This is a genomic window from Bacillus sp. EB V-12, from assembly GCF_056158125.1.
This window is the reverse complement of sequence record NZ_JBUXJL010000006.1, coordinates 152,063-171,233: the sequence shown is the minus strand read 5'-3', so window position 1 is coordinate 171,233 and position 19,171 is coordinate 152,063. Positions and strand designations below refer to the sequence as shown.

The window sequence follows — 19,171 nt, the reverse complement described above, 5'->3', positions numbered from 1 at the left end:
AGGAGAATGTGAAATGAAAAATAAATACGTAGTAGCTATTTCTTTCATGATTTTAGCGATTATTTCTTTAACTATACATGCTTCAAACAGTAAAGTAGGAGCGGATGGATTCCTTGAAGAACCTTTCTTTTTCCTAGTACCGATAAGTTATGTATTGTTCCTTAGTGGTATTGGCGTATTATTATTTGGATTTATTACTTCAAAGCTGAAAAAGGGCAATAAATAGGGGTTACCAATAGGGACAAAATACTCACTATGAAATAGAAACATACCATATGGAAGAAAAAGAATAAGTGAGATGAATCATGATGAACCATCATTTTTATAATGGAAGACAAGTAGGAGCAGCTATTACGCTGGCTGGGGCACAGGGAACAATTCATGCTATGAATCAAGCTATTCAAATGCAACAACAAGCATATTTTGCACAAATGATGCAAAGTCAGTATATGCCGTATTCACAGCTTCCGATGCAAATTGTACATTACGATGTACATCCAGCTGGTTTATTTTCTATTCCATATGGCGGGACATATTTCTTATGAAAGAAAGCGACTCAATAGAGTCGCTTTTTTTCATATTCCGCCTAGCTTCATTCCAAGGAATGCGAAGAGGATACCAATTATGTACGTAGCGCTTAAGTATAAAAGGAAAGTGCTAATATTTTTTCGATTGAGAAGTTGAACGGCTTCTAGTTTAAACGTAGAAAATGTAGTGAATGCACCCATAAATCCAGTACCTAATAATAGTTGCCAGCCTGTAGTAACTCCGTTGCCGATTATATATCCAAGTAAAAACGCCCCTGTTATATTAATAAGGAATGTAGCAAGTGGAAATTGTGTTTTATTTCTTTTCTTAAACCAATTGCTAATTGCAAATCGTGTAATCGCACCGAAAAATCCTCCTGTTGCGACTAATAAGGCTTCTATCATGAGTAATCACCTTCCGTAAGAGATTTCTTAATTAAGAAATCTCCAAGTGTATAGCCAAGGCCAGACATAATGAGGCCACCAAGTATGCTACATGATACATATAAGAAGGCTATGCTCCACTCAGAATGATTAATCAATTGCACAGTTTCTACACTAAATGTTGAAAAAGTCGTAAAGGAACCGATGAATCCAGTTCCGATGCCTGTGATGACCTCTGAAGGTAAGATGTTTAGCCGGGCGATATAAGTAGTTAGCCAAGCTAAGAAGAAGCAACCGATTAAGTTAATGAGTAATGTTGCTAATGGAAATGAATGATGCCAAAATGTGGTGATATTAAGACCTAAATAATAACGAGAAAGAGCTCCTAATATACCGGCAATGCCGACGATAATATAAATCAATTTTCTCACCTCTTTAAATAGCTTGCTCAAAAAAATAGACTCCTACCAGTATGTATACTGGTAGGAGTCATTAGCTAAGCAGCGTTTATGGCGAACTCCATCGCCTAGGATTATTACATATAGTGTACTAAATATACCGTTTAATTTCCAGTGAGGAGGTGGGTGTAACGTTTCTTTTTTTGATGTCTGAAGGTTTTTCAAGTAATTAAAATGGGATCGATTACTTATCAACTAAATATAGTGATATACGGTTTTAATTATGATAAAATGTTTCTTATGTGTGTCGTTTTGTTTTATTTGACTGAAAATAAAGAAAAATAAATTCGCGTGAAAAGGAGTCATTTATTTGAAGAAATTTTTAAAAATCGTATTTACATGTGTTTTAGTAGTAGCGGGCATTGTAGGAGGATTTCTAGCGTATATGACACTTACTAAAGAACAGCCTGCTGATGTTATAAGCTTGAAGGTAGAGAATAATAAGGAGCGCGTATTAGCGACTGGAAATGAGTTTAAAGTTACAACATTTAATATTGGATATGCTGGGTTAGATAAGGATCAAGATTTCTTTATGGATGGTGGAAAGGGATCTGGTTCAAGTAGTAAAGAGCAAACGGAAACTAATTTAAAGAATATGCTTTCGTTTTTACAAAATGAGAATAGTGATTTTGCACTATTACAAGAAGTTGATATAAAGTCACTTCGTTCATTTGATGTAAATGAACATGAATTTTTGAAAAAAGGATTACCTGATTATGTTTCGTCATTTGGCAAGAACTACGATACGAAATGGGTTCCAGTGCCAATAACAAATCCAATGGGATATGCGGAGGCTGGATTAAGTACGTTTTCTAAATACACTGTTCAAGAAGCGAAGAGGTTCCAGCTGCCTGAAATGGAGCCTTGGCCAAAGCGTTTGTTTGATTTAGATCGAGCAATTGTGGAATATAAAATTCCTGTTAATAATGGGAAACATGTTAGACTCGTAAATTTACATTTGTCTGCTTATGATGAAGGCGGGAAAATTAGAAAACAGCAAGTAGAGTACTTAAAAGAATATATGAACAAGCATTATGAAAATGGTGATTACGTAATAATGGGCGGAGATTGGAATCAATTAGTTTCAAACGCTCAATTAAGTGATCCGAAGTTCGTGAAAGAGCGTCCTGAGTGGTTAGTAGAGTTACCGAAGGACTTTACAGACGGTGGCTTTAAGTGGGCTGTAGATCCGTCTGTTATGACTGTGAGAGATGATGTAAAGAAATATGTAGAAGGTGAAAATTTCGTCACTATTATTGATGGCTTTATCGTTTCACCGAATGTAGAGATTGTAAATGTACAAGGGAAAGATTTAAAGTTTGAAAATAGCGATCATAACCCAGTAAGTGCGGTATTTAAACTGAAGTAATTGATATGTATAAGTAGAAGGTGGGGCTTCATATGGATTGGTTAAAGAGGACTTGTTTTTCTAACCTTGAGAAAGAATCACAGAAAAATCATTTATTACTGTTTATAACGATTTGTAGTTTCTTTCTTGGGATAATCGCAATTGGGTATTATGGATATATTTTTACAGAGAGAGCCATAGCGTTTTGGATTTGTGGTATTTCTGTCGTTGCATTTGGAACGCTTTTTACTTTTATAAAAAGTATGGAATCAGCGTATAAATATATCATGACATTTATGTTGCTTACAATGTCTTACATTATGGTACAAGCCTTTAATGAAAGCCCGGCTGTATTTCAAATGGTCTATTTTACATTAGCTGTTTCACTTATTTACTTAAGTGAGCGCCTCATTTTAATTCTTGGCGGGGTAGCTGTTGTGATCACATTTATCCTTTGTAGCTATTGGCCGGAGCAATTTTTTGCTTATACAGCCTCGTCTGAAGCTGCTAATTTCGCAAGTTTGTTAGCGATTGTAACAATTGCTATGTGGGGCGTCACGAAAATCGGTTCTAATCTGCTCCTTCGTTTAAGTGATGAGAAGCAAGAAGTAATGAGAAAAGCTCAGGAGTTAGAAGAGACGCAAAGACTTATTGAAGAAACAGTTGTGAAACTAGATAGTAATTTCAATCATTTAAGACAAAATATGAACACGTCGATGGAATCGATGAGTGAAATTAATTTTGCCTTTGAAGAGGTGGCAGTTGGTACGCAATCACAATCAGAGATGATGTATCGTTCGGTAGAAGTATTGAATGATATGGAGGGAAATATTGAACAAATCATCTCTCAAGTAAGAACTGCATCGACTCGTGTGGATGAAAGCTTAGAAATTTCAAAAGGTAGTGTACATACTCTAAGAAATTTTGAAACTAACATGAGAAGTTTAAATGATGTTGTTTCACAGTCTGGAATTATATTTAGAGATTTAATGATGCAATCGAAACAAATTAATGAAATTGTAGATGTAATAACGAATATTTCAAGTCAGACGAGTTTGCTAGCTTTAAATGCAAATATTGAAGCTGCGAGGGCAGGCGAGCATGGAAAAGGTTTTGCTATTGTAGCGAGTGAAGTGTTAAAGCTTGCTGAAGAATCAAATCGTTCTGCGGGAAGAATTCAAGGGATTTTGAAGGAGTTTAGTAATCAAGCAAGTAAGGTAGAAGTGCAGGTAGAGAAGTCAGAAAGAGTACAAGAAGAATGTAACGAGATGTTAGCAAGCGTTTTAACAAATGTAACTGATTTAGGGAAGTTTATTGATGCGATTAATGAAGTAATGCGAGAGGTTGTTGTTCATCAAGAAAGTTTCCAAGTTAAAACAACGAATATCGTAAAGGATGTTACGCATGCTTCTAACGTAATTCAGCAAACTTCTACAGCTACAGAAGAAGTGCTAGCGAGTGTGGAAGAAGAAAAACATCGAAATGATACGTCAGTGAAGACGTTACAAACTGTTAGCGAGCAAGTGAAGTTGTTAGAAGATATTTTAGAAAAGTAATATTGCTTGGAAAGAGCACGAATGATGTGCTCTTTTTTCATTGAAACGAATACTTGATAGGAATTTAATTGCTTTTCTGCGCGTTTTCTGCCAAGCTTAAGGAGATAAAATTCAGCTAATAGCGGAATTAAAATACTTCAAAGAAAGAATTAAATAGGTGACGCATATGATCGAAGTTAAGACTTCTGAACTTAGTGATGGAGAATTTAATAGAGGTGTATTTGCAACTCGTGATATTAAAAAAGGTGAGTTGATACACGCAGCACCAGTTATCTCTTATCCGAATGAACAGCATGAACACATTGAGAAAACATTACTTGCTGACTACGCATTTGAGTATGGAATCAATCATACGGCAATCCTTTTAGGATACGGTATGTTATTTAATCATTCATATACACCGAATGCAACGTATGATATTGTCTTCGAGAACCATACGTTTAACTTCTATGCTTATAAGGATATAAAAGCAGGAGAAGAAATTTTAATCAATTATAATGGTGAAGTTGATAACGATGAGCTGTTATGGTTTGATAAAGAAAAAGAAGAGAACGAAAAGTAATATAAAGAGTATAGAAAGAGCGCATTCTGTGGGATGTGCTCTTTTTTTATTGATGTAAATAAAGTAAAAAGTACAAAAAAATACCACTTTCTTTTTGTGTGGTATAGTAAGATACTGAGGGATAGTGTTTTGAAAAAGTCACATATTTTACAAATTGTTGTCTTTCTGATGACATGTCAAGTTTAGTAGTCCATTTGGGTTGCTTTATTATGCAATATATATTTTAATATGAGTGGCACCTCTTATAAATTAAGAGGTTTATAGGTGTCTCGAATTGATTTTGGGTACACTGTATCCACCACTTTAGGTTCTTTCATGTACGTGGGGATATTATGGGCCCGTATAACGGGATAAAATGAATATAGAAATAGAGGAATCGTAAAATGAATATGCAAGAGGTTTATAAATATTTAAGTACGGTATTGCCTGAAGGACATGTTAAACAAGATGAAATGTTAAAGAATCATACGCATATTAAAGTTGGCGGAAAAGCAGATGTTTTTGTTGCGCCTACAAATTATGATGAAATTCAAGAAGTTATTAAATATGCGAACGAATATAATATTCCAGTTACGTTTTTAGGAAATGGATCGAATGTCATTATTAAAGATGGTGGAATTCGCGGGATTACAGTAAGTTTAATTCATATTACAGGTGTTACTGTAACAGGAACGACGATTGTAGCACAGTGTGGTGCAGCAATTATTGACGTATCACGTATTGCCTTAGACCATAACTTAACGGGTCTTGAGTTTGCTTGTGGTATTCCAGGTTCAGTTGGCGGAGCATTATATATGAATGCTGGTGCATACGGCGGTGAAATTTCGTTTGTATTAACAGAAGCTGTCGTAATGACAGGTGATGGAGAGCTACGTACTTTGACGAAAGAAGCATTTGAATTTGGATATCGTAAGAGTGTATTTGCGAACAACCATTACATTATTCTTGAAGCGAGATTTGAACTTGAAGAAGGTGTACATGAAGAAATTAAAGCAAAAATGGATGATTTAACGTTTAAACGTGAGTCAAAACAGCCTCTAGAATATCCTTCATGTGGTAGCGTATTTAAGCGCCCACCAAATAACTTTGCTGGTAAGTTAATTCAAGACTCAGGACTACAAGGTAAGCGAATTGGTGGAGTAGAAGTTTCTTTAAAACACGCTGGGTTTATGGTGAATGTTGATAACGGAACAGCACAAGATTACATCGATTTAATTCACTTCGTACAAAAGACAGTTGAAGAGAAATTTGGCGTGAAGTTGGAGCGAGAAGTAAGGATTATTGGAGAAGATAAGGAATAAAGAAATACGTATGAAGATATGAATTATTTTAAAATAATATTTGGGTATTGTTGACAATTTGTTTTCAATTCAATATAATGGCTAATAATTTAACAAATAACATACGTTGAAAGAGCCCAGTAGCAGTTTGTCACTGTTAACGAGAGAGCTAGGGGTTGCTGGAACCTAGCACAAACAAACTTGCGAATTACACTCTGGAGTATCTTAGGTAATGCTAAGCGGACTAGCAATCGATATTATTGCTAAGAGTGGTATGAGTAGCTATGCTATTTATGCAAACTGGGTGGTAACACGGTGAATAATCGTCCCTATGTCTATCGTAGACATAGGGGCTTTTTTGTTTTTAAAAAATAAAGGGGATGACAAAAGATGAATATTATTGATGAATTAGAATGGCGCGGCGCCATTAATCAGCAGACTGACGAAGAAGGTTTACGTAAGCTAGTAGAAGAGAAAAAGATTTCGCTATACTGCGGAGTTGATCCGACTGGTGATAGTATGCATATTGGACATTTGATTCCGTTTATGATGATGAAGAGATTCCAATTAGCTGGTCATCATCCTGTTATTTTAATTGGCGGGGCAACAGGAACAATTGGTGATCCGAGTGGACGACAATCAGAGCGTCAACTTCAAACGTTAGAAGTGGTTCAGCATAATGTAGATGCGTTAACAGCACAAATGAAAAAGCTATTTGATTTTGGTGGAAATAGCGAAGTGAAGATGGTAAATAACTATGATTGGACACATGAAATAAATATTATTGAGTTTTTACGTGATTACGGGAAAAACTTTAGCATCAATAGCATGTTAGCGAAGGATATTGTAGCAAGCCGTTTAGATACAGGTATTTCTTTCACGGAATTCACGTACCAAATTTTGCAAGCGATGGACTTCCATCATTTATACACGAAAGAGGATGTTCAACTTCAAATTGGTGGCAGTGACCAATGGGGAAATATTACGAGTGGTTTAGATTTAATTCGTAAGTTAGAAGGTCATGAGGCGAAAGTATTCGGATTAACGATTCCGTTATTATTAAAATCGGACGGTACGAAGTTTGGTAAATCAGCAGGTGGTGCGGTTTGGCTTGATCCTGAAAAAACGACACCGTTTGAATTTTACCAGTTCTGGGTAAATACAGATGACCGCGATGTAGTTAAATACTTGAAATACTTTACATTCTTAACGAAAGAGCGCATCGATGAATTGGCAGTGAAGGTAGAAACAGAGCCTCATAAACGTGAAGCGCAAAAAGTATTAGCGGAAGAAATGACGAAATTTGTTCATGGAGAAGAAGCATTCCTGCAAGCTGTGAAAATTACAGCAGCGTTATTTAGCGGAGATATTAAATCGTTAACAGCTGATGAAATTGAACAAGGTTTTAAAGAAATGCCAACATTCCAGTCTTCAAAAGAGACGAAAAACATCGTAGAATGGCTAGTTGATTTAGGAATTGAGCCATCTAGACGACAAGCACGTGAAGACATTAATAATGGTGCGATTTCTATGAATGGTGAGAAGGTAACAGATGTGGGTACAGATGTTACGGTAGAGAATTCATTTGATGGACGATTTATTATTATCCGTAAAGGGAAGAAGAATTACAGCCTTGTGAAGTTAGGCGAATAGTTTGTGTGAAAGGATGGGAGTAGGAAGAATACTTCCATCTTTTCGTATACACAATTTGGACATAAAATAATCAGTAAATTTAGATAATTAAAAGGGTTATACGATTCTTCTGCCGAATAAATAAGTTAGAGAAAATTACGGATAAAAATAGCCCGAACCATGCAGGGCATGATTCGGGCTTATATTCAGATTAGTAAGCTAAGCTGAATAGACCTTTAATGTGTGATAAGTAACGAACGTTACTTGCTTCTTTCATTAATGATGCTGGTAAGCCTTTAAGTGGAGTATTGCTTGCTCCAATTGTAGCAACCGCATCTTTACGTCCTAGACTAGCAAGTGTTCCAGAGTTTACAGGTGCGAACTCTTCGAATGCTTTGCCTTCTAGTGCTGCGTATAAGTTGTATCCAATTAACTCACCCATTTGCCAAGCGATTTGTGCAGTTGGTGGGTATGGACGTCCGTCTGGAGCGAAGACAACAGCGCTGTCTCCAGCAACGAATACGTCTTTGTGAGAAGTAGATTGTAGGTATGCATCAACTGTTGCACGTCCACGGTTAACTTCAAGACCTGATTCACCGATTAATGGGTTACCTTGTACGCCGCCCGTCCAAACGAATGTGTTAGCAACAAGTTTTTGACCGTCTTTTAAGTCGATTTCGTTGCCAGCAACGTTTGTTACAGGAAGACCAGTTAAGAATGTAACGCCGCGCGCTTCTAGGCTAGTAGTTGCACGTTCGATTAAGTGGTCTGGTAATACTGGAAGGATTTTTGGACCTGCTTCAACAAGAAGAAGTTTCACTTCTTTTGGATTTACGCCGTGGCTTTTTGCAAGTTTAGGCATAATGTCAGCAAGCTCACCAACTAGCTCAACGCCAGTTAATCCGCCACCACCGATTACGATTGTAGCATCAGCTTCGTTTTTCGTTTTCGCGTATTCACGAATACGGTCTTCAACGTGTTTGTAGATTTTATTTGCATCAGCAGCAGATTTTAATACCATGCTGTTTTCTTCTAGTCCTGGAATACCGAAGTAAGCAGTTTTACTTCCTAAAGCAACTACAAGTGCATCGTAAGATAAAGTAGTGCCGCCAGCTAATTTGATTTCTTTGCTATCAACTGAGAATGACTCAACTGTTGCGATTTTAAGATCGATATCTTTACCTTTGAAAAGCTTTGTAAGTGGCATTGCAACTGCTTGCTCAGACACGTTACCAGCTGCAAGGCGGTGTAGTTCAGTGATGATTTGGTGCGTTGGGTATTGGTTAATCACTGTAACTTGTGCTTCTGATTTACTGTAATATTTACGTACGTTTAAAGCGGCAAGAAGACCGCCATAACCAGCGCCTAAGATGACAATTTGTTTTGACATAGTATGATATCCCCCGTCTTTACTAATTGTTGTTATAAGTTAACTTATTTATTGTTACGTTCTGCACTAATTTGAAGATATGCGTTCACAAAGCGGAACATTTTTTGTGCTTGTGGATCTTTTAATAATTTTAATAGACCGAACAGGCCGATAACTTCGTTGCTTTCGTCAGCACGATCTTTCGCTTCGATTGCAGTAGCAGCCATGCTTTTCACTGTATCTTTTACAGGTTCTACAAGCTCTGTGATTGCACCAACAGTGTCGCTTTTTAATACTTCATCAGTAGCAACAGTTTGAGCGAAGTCATAAGACTTAGTTAAAATGTTAACAAGCTCAGTTAATTTTGGAAGCTGTTCTACTAGTGTTGTTAATGATTCTTGTACCTCAGGTTTTAACAACTGATCAAGTACATCAAGTTGTCCTTGGCTAGCAGAAATTTGTACAGTTTCTTGTTCTGGCTTTGTTTGAGTCATAGTTTCTGGCATCTCCAATTCTCCTTTACGATAGCAATACTCTTATTTTTTATAAGTAAGATAGTAAACGGTTACGAAACTTTATACAAAGTTTCACAAAACACAATAAAATGCCTTTAAATTTATGACAGCAAGTAAGCTGACATAAATCTAAAACCATAACGTCTTACTTATTATTTATGAACTGTCCGATACATGGCTTGTCCGCATAATGGAAAAGCTCCGTTACCGGAAAGTGTATATAATATATATCCTATATTATATACTATATACACCTATGTTAACATAAAAATGATTCCTAATTATTTGATATTGAGTGTATAACGTAGTGCTGACAAGGTATGAAAGCGTATAAAATATTTTGTTCCAGTTAGAAATGTACATATATATAAAGAAAAAAAGGAAAAAATGAACAAATTCATGTTCGTTTTTTCCTTTTTCCTATTATTCACCTTCTGCAATTAGCATCGATGTGTTACCTTCTTTTTCAAGATGGCATTCGCCCCAAGAACAAAGAGAATCAAGAATGGATTCTAAAGACCAACCGTAGTCGGTAAGAGAATATTCTACTTTCGGTGGGACTTGGTTGTATACTTTTCTTTGAATGACGCCGTCGTCTTCTAATTCACGTAATTGCTGTGTTAACATTTTTTGTGTAATACCAGGCATGGAACGTTTTAGTTCACTCGTTCTCTTTGTACCTTTCGTTAAGTGACAAAGGATAACAACCTTCCATTTTCCGCCGATAACTTCTAAAGTCGCCTCTACAGGAATATTGTATTTCTTCATATGAAATCCTCCCTTTGTAAGTAAAATAAGTTAAATCATACAAATGTTACTTTTTAGTACCTATAGCACTTTAAAGTACGTACTTTTTATTATGTTAAATATGTTTCATAATAGCACATGTAAGAGGCAAATGAGTAGTACGGTACCAAAAAGTGACTATGTTACTTTTTAGTGCCTATCGTACTTTAAAGTGCGTTCTTCAAAAAAAGAATGAAACCATTCATAATAGCATTTGTAGAGATTAAATATATTTTTTAGAAGATAAAAGGGCCTTTTTATCACACTATTATGATTGGATTTCTTGTAATAAGGAGGAATTCAATTGAGTTCATATACAGTACCATCTTCGGAAGTTCAGACGAACCGAAGAAGTATGTTTGCTTTATTAGCACTAGCAATTAGTGCGTTTGGGATTGGTACAACCGAGTTTATTAGTGTCGGTTTATTACCATCGATTTCAAAAGATTTAAATGTTTCTGTTACAACAGCTGGTTTAACTGTTTCCCTATATGCGTTAGGGGCGGCAGTAGGAGCTCCTGTTTTAACAGCGTTAACGGCAAGTATGTCGAGAAAGACATTATTAATGTGGATTATGGTTATTTTCATTATTGGTAATGGTATTGCGGCGGTAGCAACAAGCTTCACTGTATTAATTATCGCAAGGATTGTATCTGCGTTTGCACATGGTGTGTTTATGTCGATAGGATCTACAATTGCGGCTGCAATCGTACCAGAGAATAAACGTGCTAGCGCAATTGCGATTATGTTTACTGGATTAACAGTTGCAACTATTACAGGTGTGCCAATTGGAACGTTTATCGGTCAAGAGTTTGGCTGGAGAGCGTCATTTATGGCGATTGTCGTAATTGGAATTATTGCTTTTATCGCAAACAGCATACTAGTCCCATCTAATTTAAAAAATGGTGTACCTGTATCGTTTCGTGATCAATTCAAACTAATTAAAAATGGAAGACTATTACTTGTTTTCATTATTACTGCACTTGGATACGGCGGTACATTCGTAACATTTACGTATTTATCACCGCTATTACAAGAAGTAACAGGGTTTGAAGCGAGTACTGTCACTATCATTTTATTAGTGTATGGAATCGCCATTGCGATAGGGAATATGGTCGGCGGAAAATTATCGAATCATAATCCGATTCGAGCGCTATTTTACATGTTCCTTATTCAAGCAATTATATTATTTGTTTTAACATTTACAGCGCCATTTAAAGTAGCTGGATTAATCACAATTATTTTCATGGGACTATTCGCATTTATGAATGTTCCGGGGCTACAAGTATATGTAGTTATATTGGCAGAGCGCTTTGTTCCGAGTGCGGTTGATGTTGCTTCAGCAATTAATATTGCCGCATTTAACGGAGGAATCGCTTTAGGTTCTTATATAGGTGGCCTTGTAACGAATTCGTTAGGATTAATCCATACTGCTTGGGTAGGCGGTCTTATGGTAGTAGCCGCTGTTATTTTAACAGCGTGGAGCATGACATTAGAAAAAAGAGATCAAGTAAAATAAAAGGAGAGAAAATAAAATGAAAAACTTACAAAGTAAAACAGTATTAAGTAATGGTGTAGAAATGCCTTGGTTCGGTTTAGGTGTATTTAAAGTAGAAGAAGGACCAGAACTTGTAGAAGCAATTAAATCAGCAATTAAAGCAGGATACCGCAGCATCGATACAGCTGCAATTTACGGAAATGAAAAAGCTGTAGGTGAAGGAATTCGTGCAGGTATTGAAGCGACTGGTATTGCAAGAGAAGAATTATTTATTACTTCAAAAGTATGGAACGCAGATCAAGGGTATGAAACAACAATCGCTGCATACGAAGAGAGTCTAAAAAAATTAGGACTAGATTATTTAGATTTATATCTTGTTCACTGGCCTTCAGAAGGAAAATATAAAGATACATGGAGAGCGCTAGAAACACTTTATAAAGAAAAGCGCGTACGTGCAATTGGTGTAAGTAACTTCCAAATCCATCACTTACAAGATGTAATGAAAGATGCAGAAATTAAACCAATGATTAACCAAGTAGAATACCACCCTCGTTTAACACAAAAAGAACTACAAGCTTTCTGTAAAGAACAAGGTATTCAAATGGAAGCATGGTCACCACTAATGCAAGGTCAATTATTAGATAACGAAACATTACAAGAGATTGCTGAGAAACACGGTAAAACAACAGCTCAAGTTATTTTACGTTGGGATCTTCAAAATGGAGTAATCACAATTCCAAAATCAACGAAAGAACGCCGTATTATTGCAAACCCTGATGTATTTAACTTCGAATTAACGAAAGAAGATATGGAAAAAATCGATGCGTTAAATCAAAATCACCGCGTTGGTCCAGATCCTGATAACTTCGATTTCTAAGATTAAGGTAAGAAAAAAGAGTGCGTAAAAGCACTCTTTTTTTGTGCATAAAAATAGTTTCTAAATAAATACTACTTAGTATTAAGTTTGTTATTAAGGGGCTGTAAACATGAATATAAAGCAATCGTTCAAACTTTTAGCTATGTTTTTAAGTGTTTTATTTGTGTTATTCCCACTTCAAAAAGCATTCGCAGAAGTGATGGACCATACAAAGTATCAAATGGATTGGAGTTATAGTAAGTCCAAGAAGAAGCCAATTCGAACAGAGCTTATTAAAACGGCAGATGGCAAAATTGCTTTTTGCTTAAATGTAGATTTGAAATCTCCAAGCGGTCAAGATTTACCGGAAATGGGGAAAGTGGATATTAATGTGTACCGTGTACTATTGAATGGATATCCACAAAAGAGTCCACAAGAATTAGGTGTATCTGATTGGAGAGAGGCGCATTACGCAACGCAGCTTGCAGTGTGGAATGCGTTAAAACAAATCGATATTAATGATTTAGATTTCCGTAATAAAAATGTAGAAAAGGTAACGAAAGATATCGTTGCAAAAGCAAGTGCTAGTGAAGAACTACAAGAAATTACGATGGGTGTAACTCCTACAGAAGAACAAGAAGCAGTCTTAAAAAATGATTTCTTTGAAACAGGCTTATATACAGTAGAAACAAATGCAAAAAGCGGAACGTATAAAGTGCAAGCAACAGGTGCACCAGCGGGCGTGAAATTTGCAAATGAAAAAGGCGAAACAAAAACAGAATTTAATGTAGGAGAAAAGTTCCGCATTTTAATTCCGAAACAAACACCAGCTGGTGGATTTAGCTTTAAAGTATCAGGAAATTTAACGAAATTACAAGGGATTGCGCATAAAGGTACACCGACTATTCAAAATGCAGTAGTATTACTTGAGCGTAGTGAAGAAAAAACAAGTCCAGAGTTAGCGGTAAGTTGGAAAAAGGCTGAGGCTCCAAATAAACCAAATAAGCCATATACTCCAAATAAGCCATATACTCCAAATGAACCGCATAAACCGAATCAAAAGAGATAATGAAAAAGCATTGGTATATGCCAATGCTTTTTCATATGAATTCTTTAAAGATATATCAAGATAATAATTAATCGAGTGAAACACTATTTTAACGTTTGAAGAAGTATTTAAAAATAATAAAATATGGAGAAATCTAAACGTTACAATAAATGGATTTTATTCACGAAATTGTAACATTATTCTAATTAGAGAGGCTATCAAACAAAGTGTAAAGCGTGTACAATTCAGTTGGAAAAACTACCTATAGATGGTCATATATGAAGAAAATGTAAAAATATATTGTTGTTCACATTTTTAGATGTATAGATGACAATACTGAAAAATATCTTTTACTATTCTCTTTTTTATGTAGCAAGAGAACTCATCACAAATAGAGAGAAGTGAGGAGGGGATATTACATAAAAATTGTACAATGTAAGAAAGCGAATACATGGAGGGAAATGCGGTAGTAATAGATACAGGTGCGCGAGGTGTTAGTCTATTCATTAAATACTTTTATATAAATAATAGGATTACTTATTAGATGAATATATAGAGTAGTTTCTCTAAATAAAGGAACAGGGGACACAGATTATGTCGAAGAAAAAGACGAGTAGGGTATTAGTAGCTAGTATATGTATATCTACATTATTATCACCAGTAGCTTTCGAAGCATCGAAAGGATATGCCGCACCTTTGGAAGAGAATAAGGGCGGGAGTTTAGAAGAGGTTCAAGAGAATAAGTTTGAGCAAAGGGTATTTCAGTTGCCGGGGAAAGGTAGCGTAGAAGAAGAAAATAATCGTGTAAGAGTTACTTGGAAACTTTCCGCTAATGAACCGACTGGAATTTATGCAGAGCCAAATGAAGAGATTACAATTGACATAAAAGGAACGCAGTCTATCCAAGCTTTTATTGGAACGAGATCTTATGATGAAAAGGACCCAGAGGAGTTTGATTTAAAACCAGGAAAAAATGTTATTTCATCTTCAAGAGGCGGTATTTTATATTTTTATAATATGAATAACGAAGGAGAAGTAACAGCTTCCGTTACAAATGGTGGTAGTCACTTTCCTTTATTTATTTTAGGTAAGCATACGAAAAAAGATTGGGATGAAATGTTAAAAAAATATAAGGATCCTTATGCAGTTGAATTAAAAGGTGAGAGAAGCTTAATTACTACTACTTACAATTCTGTGCAGAAATATATGAAGAATACGGATCCAACAGATTTAATGAAATTGCATGATAAGATTATCCGTTTAGAAAACGCAGTGGCAGGATTATCTGAGGACAGTGTTGGGGTTGCAAAATCTCCAACTCATTATGTTCAGTTTGTTGAAAAACGGAAGCCTGCTAAAGGGGACTTTATGTTTGCGAAACATTATCATACAGGATATATTCCAACTGCAATGAATAGAGTTTTAGATATAGAGGTACTTGAGAAGGATGGATGGGGACCGTGGCATGAAGTTGGTCATTTACATCAGCAAGAACCGTGGAAGTGGTCTAAAGTAAGGGAAGTAACAGTAAATATTTACTCATTAGCTGTTCAAAAGGCGTTAGGGAATCAATTAGAAATGGATGAGCACTATAAAAACTCATTTGAGTATTTAGAGAAGCCTAAAGCAGAAAGATTCATTGATGACATTAATCCTCTTACAATGTTTTGGCAATTAAATGTAGTGTATGGAGAACATTTTTATCCTAGGTTACATCAAGCTTATCGTTTGTTACCTCAGAGTGAAATGCCTCATTCTGATGAAGAGAAAAAGCAGCTATTTATTTATATGACATCAAAAGTGGCAGGGCAAAATTTAATTCCTTTCTTTGAGGAGTGGGGATTAACACCAAATGATGATATTAGAGAGAAAATAGAAAAATCAAAGTTACCTAAATTAGAAAAGGAAATCTGGAAAGCTACAGATAGTAATGATATTCGTGAGAAGCAAGTTGAACTGTATAAGGTTCCGTATGGTGAACCTGCTAATGAAGTACAAAATCTTTTAGTTGGTACAGATTCTGACGAGAATGAAGCAAGTAAGCTTGTTCGAAATTTAGGTGAGAATGTAAAAGTAACAGGAAAGATTGTATGGCCTAAATTAGAGAAGGGGAAACAGGAAGTGTTAGTAGAAATTGGGGATGAGAAAGGAAATAAAAATTCAATTCCTGTCCAAGTTAACGGATTTTATGATGACAGTATAGTTTTTCAAGGACTTTCAGATGATGTAATGTCGACAGTGACACTTCACCACAATAAGAAGAAATTAAATGTAAACTTTACTAATAATGAAATACATTACCGTTTTGAAAAAGAAGAATATATGGGCTTAACGCTATATGATCGAAATGGGATTGAAAAGAAACGTGTATCAGCAGAAGGACAAGAAACGGGAAAAAGATTTGCGATGGAACTAAATGAATTGGATTTTGAATATGGTGATGTAATAAAAGTATTCCACGCAGAACCAAGCCGTTTGAAGTGGTTTAAAAATAACGAACTTGTAGATCAAGGAAAAGTTAAAAATAAAAAAGAGAAATTATTCCAAATAACTGAGCAAGGGTTCGAATTAAAAGATAGTTTACAAGAAGTGACGGCGAAACTGCAAAAAGTAGTAGTCGGAATGGATGTAGACAAACTAGATCCGAAAGAATTCGTACAAGTAAAAGATGGAGAAGTGGTTGGTTTTGTAGAAAAACCAAATACATCAAAAATTGGAGAACAAAAAGTAAAAATAGAGACGAAGGATGCTTTTGGAAATAAGAAGATAACAGAAGTGCCGCTTGAAGTAATTTATGGAGATAGTTTAGTATTTCATGCTAATGATAATGCAATACGTTCGGTTGTAACATTGCAACATGATAAAAAGGAACTGCACGCAACGTTTACAGGTAATCCTGTTCATTATCGTTATGTAAATGAAGAGTATATGGGGATTACGCTATATGATCAAAATGGGAACACAAAAAAGCGTGTAACAGCGGAAGGACAAGAAACTTCAAAGAAATTTGCGGAGCAAGTGAGTGGAATGCAGTTTGAATATGGTGATGTAGTAAAAGTATTCCATGCAGAACCGGACCGCTTGAAATGGTATCAAAATAATAGCCTTGCTGGCCGAGGTAAGGCGAAAGTAGAAAAAGAATTATTCTTCAAGGTAACTGAAAAAGGCTTTGAAAGAATGGAAACTTTACAAGAGGTAAAGGCAGTACCACAGAAGGTAGTAATCGGAACAGATGTAGAGAAAATAAATGCAAAAAACTTTGTTGAAGTAAAAGATGGAGAAGTAGTTGGATTTGTAGAAAAACCAAATACAACAAAAATCGGTGAACAAAAAGTAAAAGTAGAAACGAAAGATCGATTTGGAAATAAGAAAGTGACAGAAGTTCCTCTAACAGTAACATATGGAGATAGCCTACTTGTATATGGGCTGAGCTATAGAGATGGTGACTTGAAATCAATTGTAACTTTGCATCATGATACGAAAAAACTGAGTGCGACAGATACAAAGAACCTAATTCATGATTACTTTAAAGATGAAAAGTATTTTGAATTCACATTGTACGATAAAGAAGGAAGAGTGAAGAAAAATATAGCAGTAAAAGGTTTAGAGAATACGCAAGAATTTGCTAAGGAAGTAAATGGAATTGCATTTGAGTATGGAGATGTAGTGAAAGTATATCATGCGGAATCTTCTCGTTTACATTGGTATCAAAAAGATGTATATGTGGGCGAAGGAAAAAGTAAAGAGATAAAGGAATTAGTCTTCAAAATAACTGAAAATGGATTTGAAAGATTAGACGGTGAGCAAACAGTAAAAGCAAATCCGCAGCAAGTAGTAATCGGAACAAATAGCGAAACGCTAGACGCGAAGAACTTTGTTGAAGTACAGGGTGGAGAAGTAGTAGGTTTTGTAGGGGAAATAGATACGACAAAAATTGGTCAGCAAAAAGTGAAAGTAGAAACGAAAGATCGATTTGGAAATAAGAAGGTGACGGAAGTTCCTGTAGAAGTGACATATGGGGATAGTCTAGTCTATCAAGGTGTGTCCGATGTTACACGTTCAATTGTTACGTTAAACCACGCTGAAAAGAAATTACATGCAACATTTACAAATGAGGAGATTCATTATCGCTTTGTAAATGAGCAGTATATAGGCCTTACGATTTATGATCAAAATGGAAATGAGAAAAAGCATGTAACGGCAGAAGGACAAGAGACTTCAAAGAATTTTGCTGGGCAAGTAAATGGAACGGCATTTGAGTATGGAGATGTGCTGAAAGTATACCATGCGGAACCGAGTCGTTTGAATTGGTACAAAAAGAATGAGTTAGTTAAAAAAGAGGATGCGATGAAGGGGCAAGAAATATCCTTTAAGATTACTCAAAATGGATTAGAGCAAGTGCAATAATAAGAAAAAGCTCGTAAAACATTATGTTTTACGAGCTTTTTTTATTATTCAGCTTCAGAAACTACTGTGAAGCGTTCGTTTACATGTTTTGGATTTTCGATTTCATCAAGTGCTGCAACTGCGAAGTCTTCATAACTTACGTAGCTATCACCTTTTGCGTTCACAAGCAGGTTGTCTTTACCAGCTTTATAAGAACCAGTGCGTTTTCCTAATGCGAATAGTGCAGAAGGGCTGATGAATGTCCAAGTGATGTCATTTGTTTGTTGTAAGATTTCTAAGTTTTTACCTTGGTTTTGAGCTGTTGCAAGATATTCTTTCGGGAAACCTGGTGTCTCAAATACACGTGTTGTTTTCTCTTCGTCTACAAATAAGCTTCCAGCGCCACCAACTACAAGTAATTTTGTGTTAGGTGCACCTTTCATCGCTTCAATTAGTACGTTTCCTGCATCTACGTGAAGGTGTTCTTGTCCTGCTGGAGCACCGAATGCATTTACAACTACATCGAATGCTTGCAAGTCGTTAGATGTAAGAGAAAATACGTCTTTTTCTAAAACTTTTACGTTTTCTTCTGTAATTTTTGCAGCGTTTCTTACGATTGCAGTTACTTCATGTCCGCGATCCAATGCTTCTTTTAAAATACGACTTCCTGCTTTACCAGTTGCTCCGATAATTCCGATTTTCATAATAAATCCCTCCAAAGTGTTTTGTTAAAGTGTATATCTGAAAGTAAATGGATTTGTTGTAACTATAATGATTGCAACCTGTTGTAATCATTATAGTTACAGGTTGGTATTTTTGTCAATAGGGTTGTTTGTGAATTTATTTTTTGTTTTAGTATGCACAGTTAGAGGGAGGGTAGTCAGTCATAAAGACATTGTTACTGTGAACCTGGCTAATATTTGGAAATTGCAAATTGTCGAAAAATGTTGATTTTTGAATGTTTTT

General features: G+C 35.7%; 17 protein-coding genes, 1 riboswitch and 1 other annotated feature. Of the genes, 11 read left to right on the top strand and 6 right to left on the bottom strand.

The genetic code is table 11. The annotated features are described in order from the left end of the window. Positions 1-13: 13 nt before the first annotated feature. Complete coding sequence (locus ACZDYH_RS19845) at positions 14-226, top strand: DUF3955 domain-containing protein (protein ID WP_025118109.1); 213 nt, start codon at positions 14-16, stop codon at positions 224-226. A 79-nt stretch (positions 227-305) separates the two neighbouring features. Then, complete coding sequence (locus tag ACZDYH_RS19840; protein ID WP_000980930.1) at positions 306-545, top strand: DUF3947 family protein; 240 nt, start codon at positions 306-308, stop codon at positions 543-545. Between the two features lie 30 nt (positions 546-575). On the opposite strand, the gene crcB (ACZDYH_RS19835) is transcribed toward ACZDYH_RS19840, so the two are convergent. After that, positions 576-932 carry a fluoride efflux transporter CrcB gene (gene crcB, locus ACZDYH_RS19835; RefSeq protein ID WP_000568587.1) on the bottom strand — a complete coding sequence of 119 codons (357 nt, stop codon included), beginning with the start codon at positions 930-932 and terminating at the stop codon, positions 576-578. Beyond that, positions 929-1,333 carry a fluoride efflux transporter CrcB gene (gene crcB / locus ACZDYH_RS19830; protein ID WP_000639315.1) on the bottom strand — a complete coding sequence of 135 codons (405 nt, stop codon included), beginning with the start codon at positions 1,331-1,333 and terminating at the stop codon, positions 929-931. The genes crcB (ACZDYH_RS19835) and crcB (ACZDYH_RS19830) overlap by 4 nt, the downstream gene beginning before the upstream one ends. Positions 1,334-1,387: 54 nt before the next feature. Continuing rightward, positions 1,388-1,447, bottom strand: a riboswitch (Fluoride riboswitch). Positions 1,448-1,679: 232 nt separating this feature from the next. Here crcB (ACZDYH_RS19830) and ACZDYH_RS19825 point away from each other — a divergent pair. The 5 genes from ACZDYH_RS19825 to tyrS all read left to right on the top strand — a co-directional run bounded on the left by ACZDYH_RS19825 (position 1,680) and on the right by tyrS (position 7,768). Then, positions 1,680-2,738: an endonuclease/exonuclease/phosphatase family protein gene (locus ACZDYH_RS19825; RefSeq protein WP_474887030.1), complete on the top strand. Its 1,059-nt coding sequence runs from the start codon at positions 1,680-1,682 to the stop codon at positions 2,736-2,738. Between the two features lie 32 nt (positions 2,739-2,770). After that, positions 2,771-4,273: a DUF4077 domain-containing protein gene (locus tag ACZDYH_RS19820; protein WP_166694925.1), complete on the top strand. Its 1,503-nt coding sequence runs from the start codon at positions 2,771-2,773 to the stop codon at positions 4,271-4,273. A 166-nt stretch (positions 4,274-4,439) separates the two neighbouring features. After that, entirely contained in the window at positions 4,440-4,835 is a 396-nt protein-coding gene (locus ACZDYH_RS19815) for an SET domain-containing protein (RefSeq protein ID WP_000573649.1), read from the top strand. A 383-nt stretch (positions 4,836-5,218) separates the two neighbouring features. Further along, positions 5,219-6,136, top strand: a complete 918-nt coding sequence (murB, locus tag ACZDYH_RS19810) for a UDP-N-acetylmuramate dehydrogenase (protein WP_001057102.1) — start codon at positions 5,219-5,221, stop codon at positions 6,134-6,136. 97 nt (positions 6,137-6,233) lie between these two features. Next, positions 6,234-6,449: a binding site (T-box leader), on the top strand. A 56-nt stretch (positions 6,450-6,505) separates the two neighbouring features. Beyond that, a complete protein-coding gene (gene tyrS / locus ACZDYH_RS19805) occupies positions 6,506-7,768 on the top strand; it encodes a tyrosine--tRNA ligase (RefSeq protein WP_061536034.1) in 1,263 nt (420 codons plus the stop codon). A 190-nt stretch (positions 7,769-7,958) separates the two neighbouring features. On the opposite strand, the gene ACZDYH_RS19800 is transcribed toward tyrS, so the two are convergent. The 3 genes from ACZDYH_RS19800 to ACZDYH_RS19790 form a co-directional block, all read right to left on the bottom strand. Further along, positions 7,959-9,137, bottom strand: a complete 1,179-nt coding sequence (locus tag ACZDYH_RS19800; protein ID WP_000043202.1) for an NAD(P)/FAD-dependent oxidoreductase — start codon at positions 9,135-9,137, stop codon at positions 7,959-7,961. Between the two features lie 44 nt (positions 9,138-9,181). Continuing rightward, the gene (locus ACZDYH_RS19795; protein ID WP_001115309.1) at positions 9,182-9,622 is read right to left on the bottom strand and encodes a DUF1641 domain-containing protein; all 441 of its coding nucleotides are present in this window, start codon (positions 9,620-9,622) and stop codon (positions 9,182-9,184) included. A 432-nt stretch (positions 9,623-10,054) separates the two neighbouring features. Continuing rightward, positions 10,055-10,399, bottom strand: a complete 345-nt coding sequence (locus tag ACZDYH_RS19790) for a winged helix-turn-helix transcriptional regulator (RefSeq protein ID WP_000760481.1) — start codon at positions 10,397-10,399, stop codon at positions 10,055-10,057. A gap of 373 nt (positions 10,400-10,772) precedes the next feature. On the opposite strand from ACZDYH_RS19790, the gene ACZDYH_RS19785 reads away from it, so the two are divergent. From ACZDYH_RS19785 to ACZDYH_RS19770, 4 genes are all read left to right on the top strand, one after another. After that, the gene (locus tag ACZDYH_RS19785; protein ID WP_166694953.1) at positions 10,773-11,936 is read left to right on the top strand and encodes an MFS transporter; all 1,164 of its coding nucleotides are present in this window, start codon (positions 10,773-10,775) and stop codon (positions 11,934-11,936) included. Between the two features lie 16 nt (positions 11,937-11,952). After that, positions 11,953-12,792, top strand: a complete 840-nt coding sequence (locus tag ACZDYH_RS19780) for an aldo/keto reductase (protein WP_474887025.1) — start codon at positions 11,953-11,955, stop codon at positions 12,790-12,792. 109 nt (positions 12,793-12,901) lie between these two features. Then, positions 12,902-13,840, top strand: a complete 939-nt coding sequence (locus ACZDYH_RS19775) for a thioester domain-containing protein (RefSeq protein ID WP_434713077.1) — start codon at positions 12,902-12,904, stop codon at positions 13,838-13,840. A 573-nt stretch (positions 13,841-14,413) separates the two neighbouring features. Further along, positions 14,414-18,226 carry a putative mucin/carbohydrate-binding domain-containing protein gene (locus ACZDYH_RS19770; protein WP_434713075.1) on the top strand — a complete coding sequence of 1,271 codons (3,813 nt, stop codon included), beginning with the start codon at positions 14,414-14,416 and terminating at the stop codon, positions 18,224-18,226. Positions 18,227-18,270: 44 nt separating this feature from the next. Here ACZDYH_RS19770 and ACZDYH_RS19765 read toward each other — a convergent pair whose 3' ends face one another. Continuing rightward, positions 18,271-18,909, bottom strand: coding sequence for an NAD(P)-dependent oxidoreductase (locus tag ACZDYH_RS19765; RefSeq protein ID WP_000689907.1), 639 nt, complete (start codon positions 18,907-18,909; stop codon positions 18,271-18,273). Positions 18,910-19,171 lie beyond the last annotated feature (262 nt).

Coding starts and splice junctions, on each gene's coding strand:
- ACZDYH_RS19845 (WP_025118109.1), top strand. CDS start 14: ATGAAAAATAAATACGTAGTAGCTATTTCTTTCATGATTTTAGCGATT.
- ACZDYH_RS19840 (WP_000980930.1), top strand. CDS start 306: ATGATGAACCATCATTTTTATAATGGAAGACAAGTAGGAGCAGCTATT.
- crcB (WP_000568587.1), bottom strand. CDS start 932: ATGATAGAAGCCTTATTAGTCGCAACAGGAGGATTTTTCGGTGCGATT.
- ACZDYH_RS19820 (WP_166694925.1), top strand. CDS start 2,771: ATGGATTGGTTAAAGAGGACTTGTTTTTCTAACCTTGAGAAAGAATCA.
- ACZDYH_RS19815 (WP_000573649.1), top strand. CDS start 4,440: ATGATCGAAGTTAAGACTTCTGAACTTAGTGATGGAGAATTTAATAGA.
- murB (WP_001057102.1), top strand. CDS start 5,219: ATGAATATGCAAGAGGTTTATAAATATTTAAGTACGGTATTGCCTGAA.
- tyrS (WP_061536034.1), top strand. CDS start 6,506: ATGAATATTATTGATGAATTAGAATGGCGCGGCGCCATTAATCAGCAG.
- ACZDYH_RS19800 (WP_000043202.1), bottom strand. CDS start 9,137: ATGTCAAAACAAATTGTCATCTTAGGCGCTGGTTATGGCGGTCTTCTT.
- ACZDYH_RS19795 (WP_001115309.1), bottom strand. CDS start 9,622: ATGCCAGAAACTATGACTCAAACAAAGCCAGAACAAGAAACTGTACAA.
- ACZDYH_RS19790 (WP_000760481.1), bottom strand. CDS start 10,399: ATGAAGAAATACAATATTCCTGTAGAGGCGACTTTAGAAGTTATCGGC.
- ACZDYH_RS19785 (WP_166694953.1), top strand. CDS start 10,773: ATGTTTGCTTTATTAGCACTAGCAATTAGTGCGTTTGGGATTGGTACA.
- ACZDYH_RS19780 (WP_474887025.1), top strand. CDS start 11,953: ATGAAAAACTTACAAAGTAAAACAGTATTAAGTAATGGTGTAGAAATG.
- ACZDYH_RS19775 (WP_434713077.1), top strand. CDS start 12,902: ATGAATATAAAGCAATCGTTCAAACTTTTAGCTATGTTTTTAAGTGTT.
- ACZDYH_RS19770 (WP_434713075.1), top strand. CDS start 14,414: ATGTCGAAGAAAAAGACGAGTAGGGTATTAGTAGCTAGTATATGTATA.
- ACZDYH_RS19765 (WP_000689907.1), bottom strand. CDS start 18,909: ATGAAAATCGGAATTATCGGAGCAACTGGTAAAGCAGGAAGTCGTATT.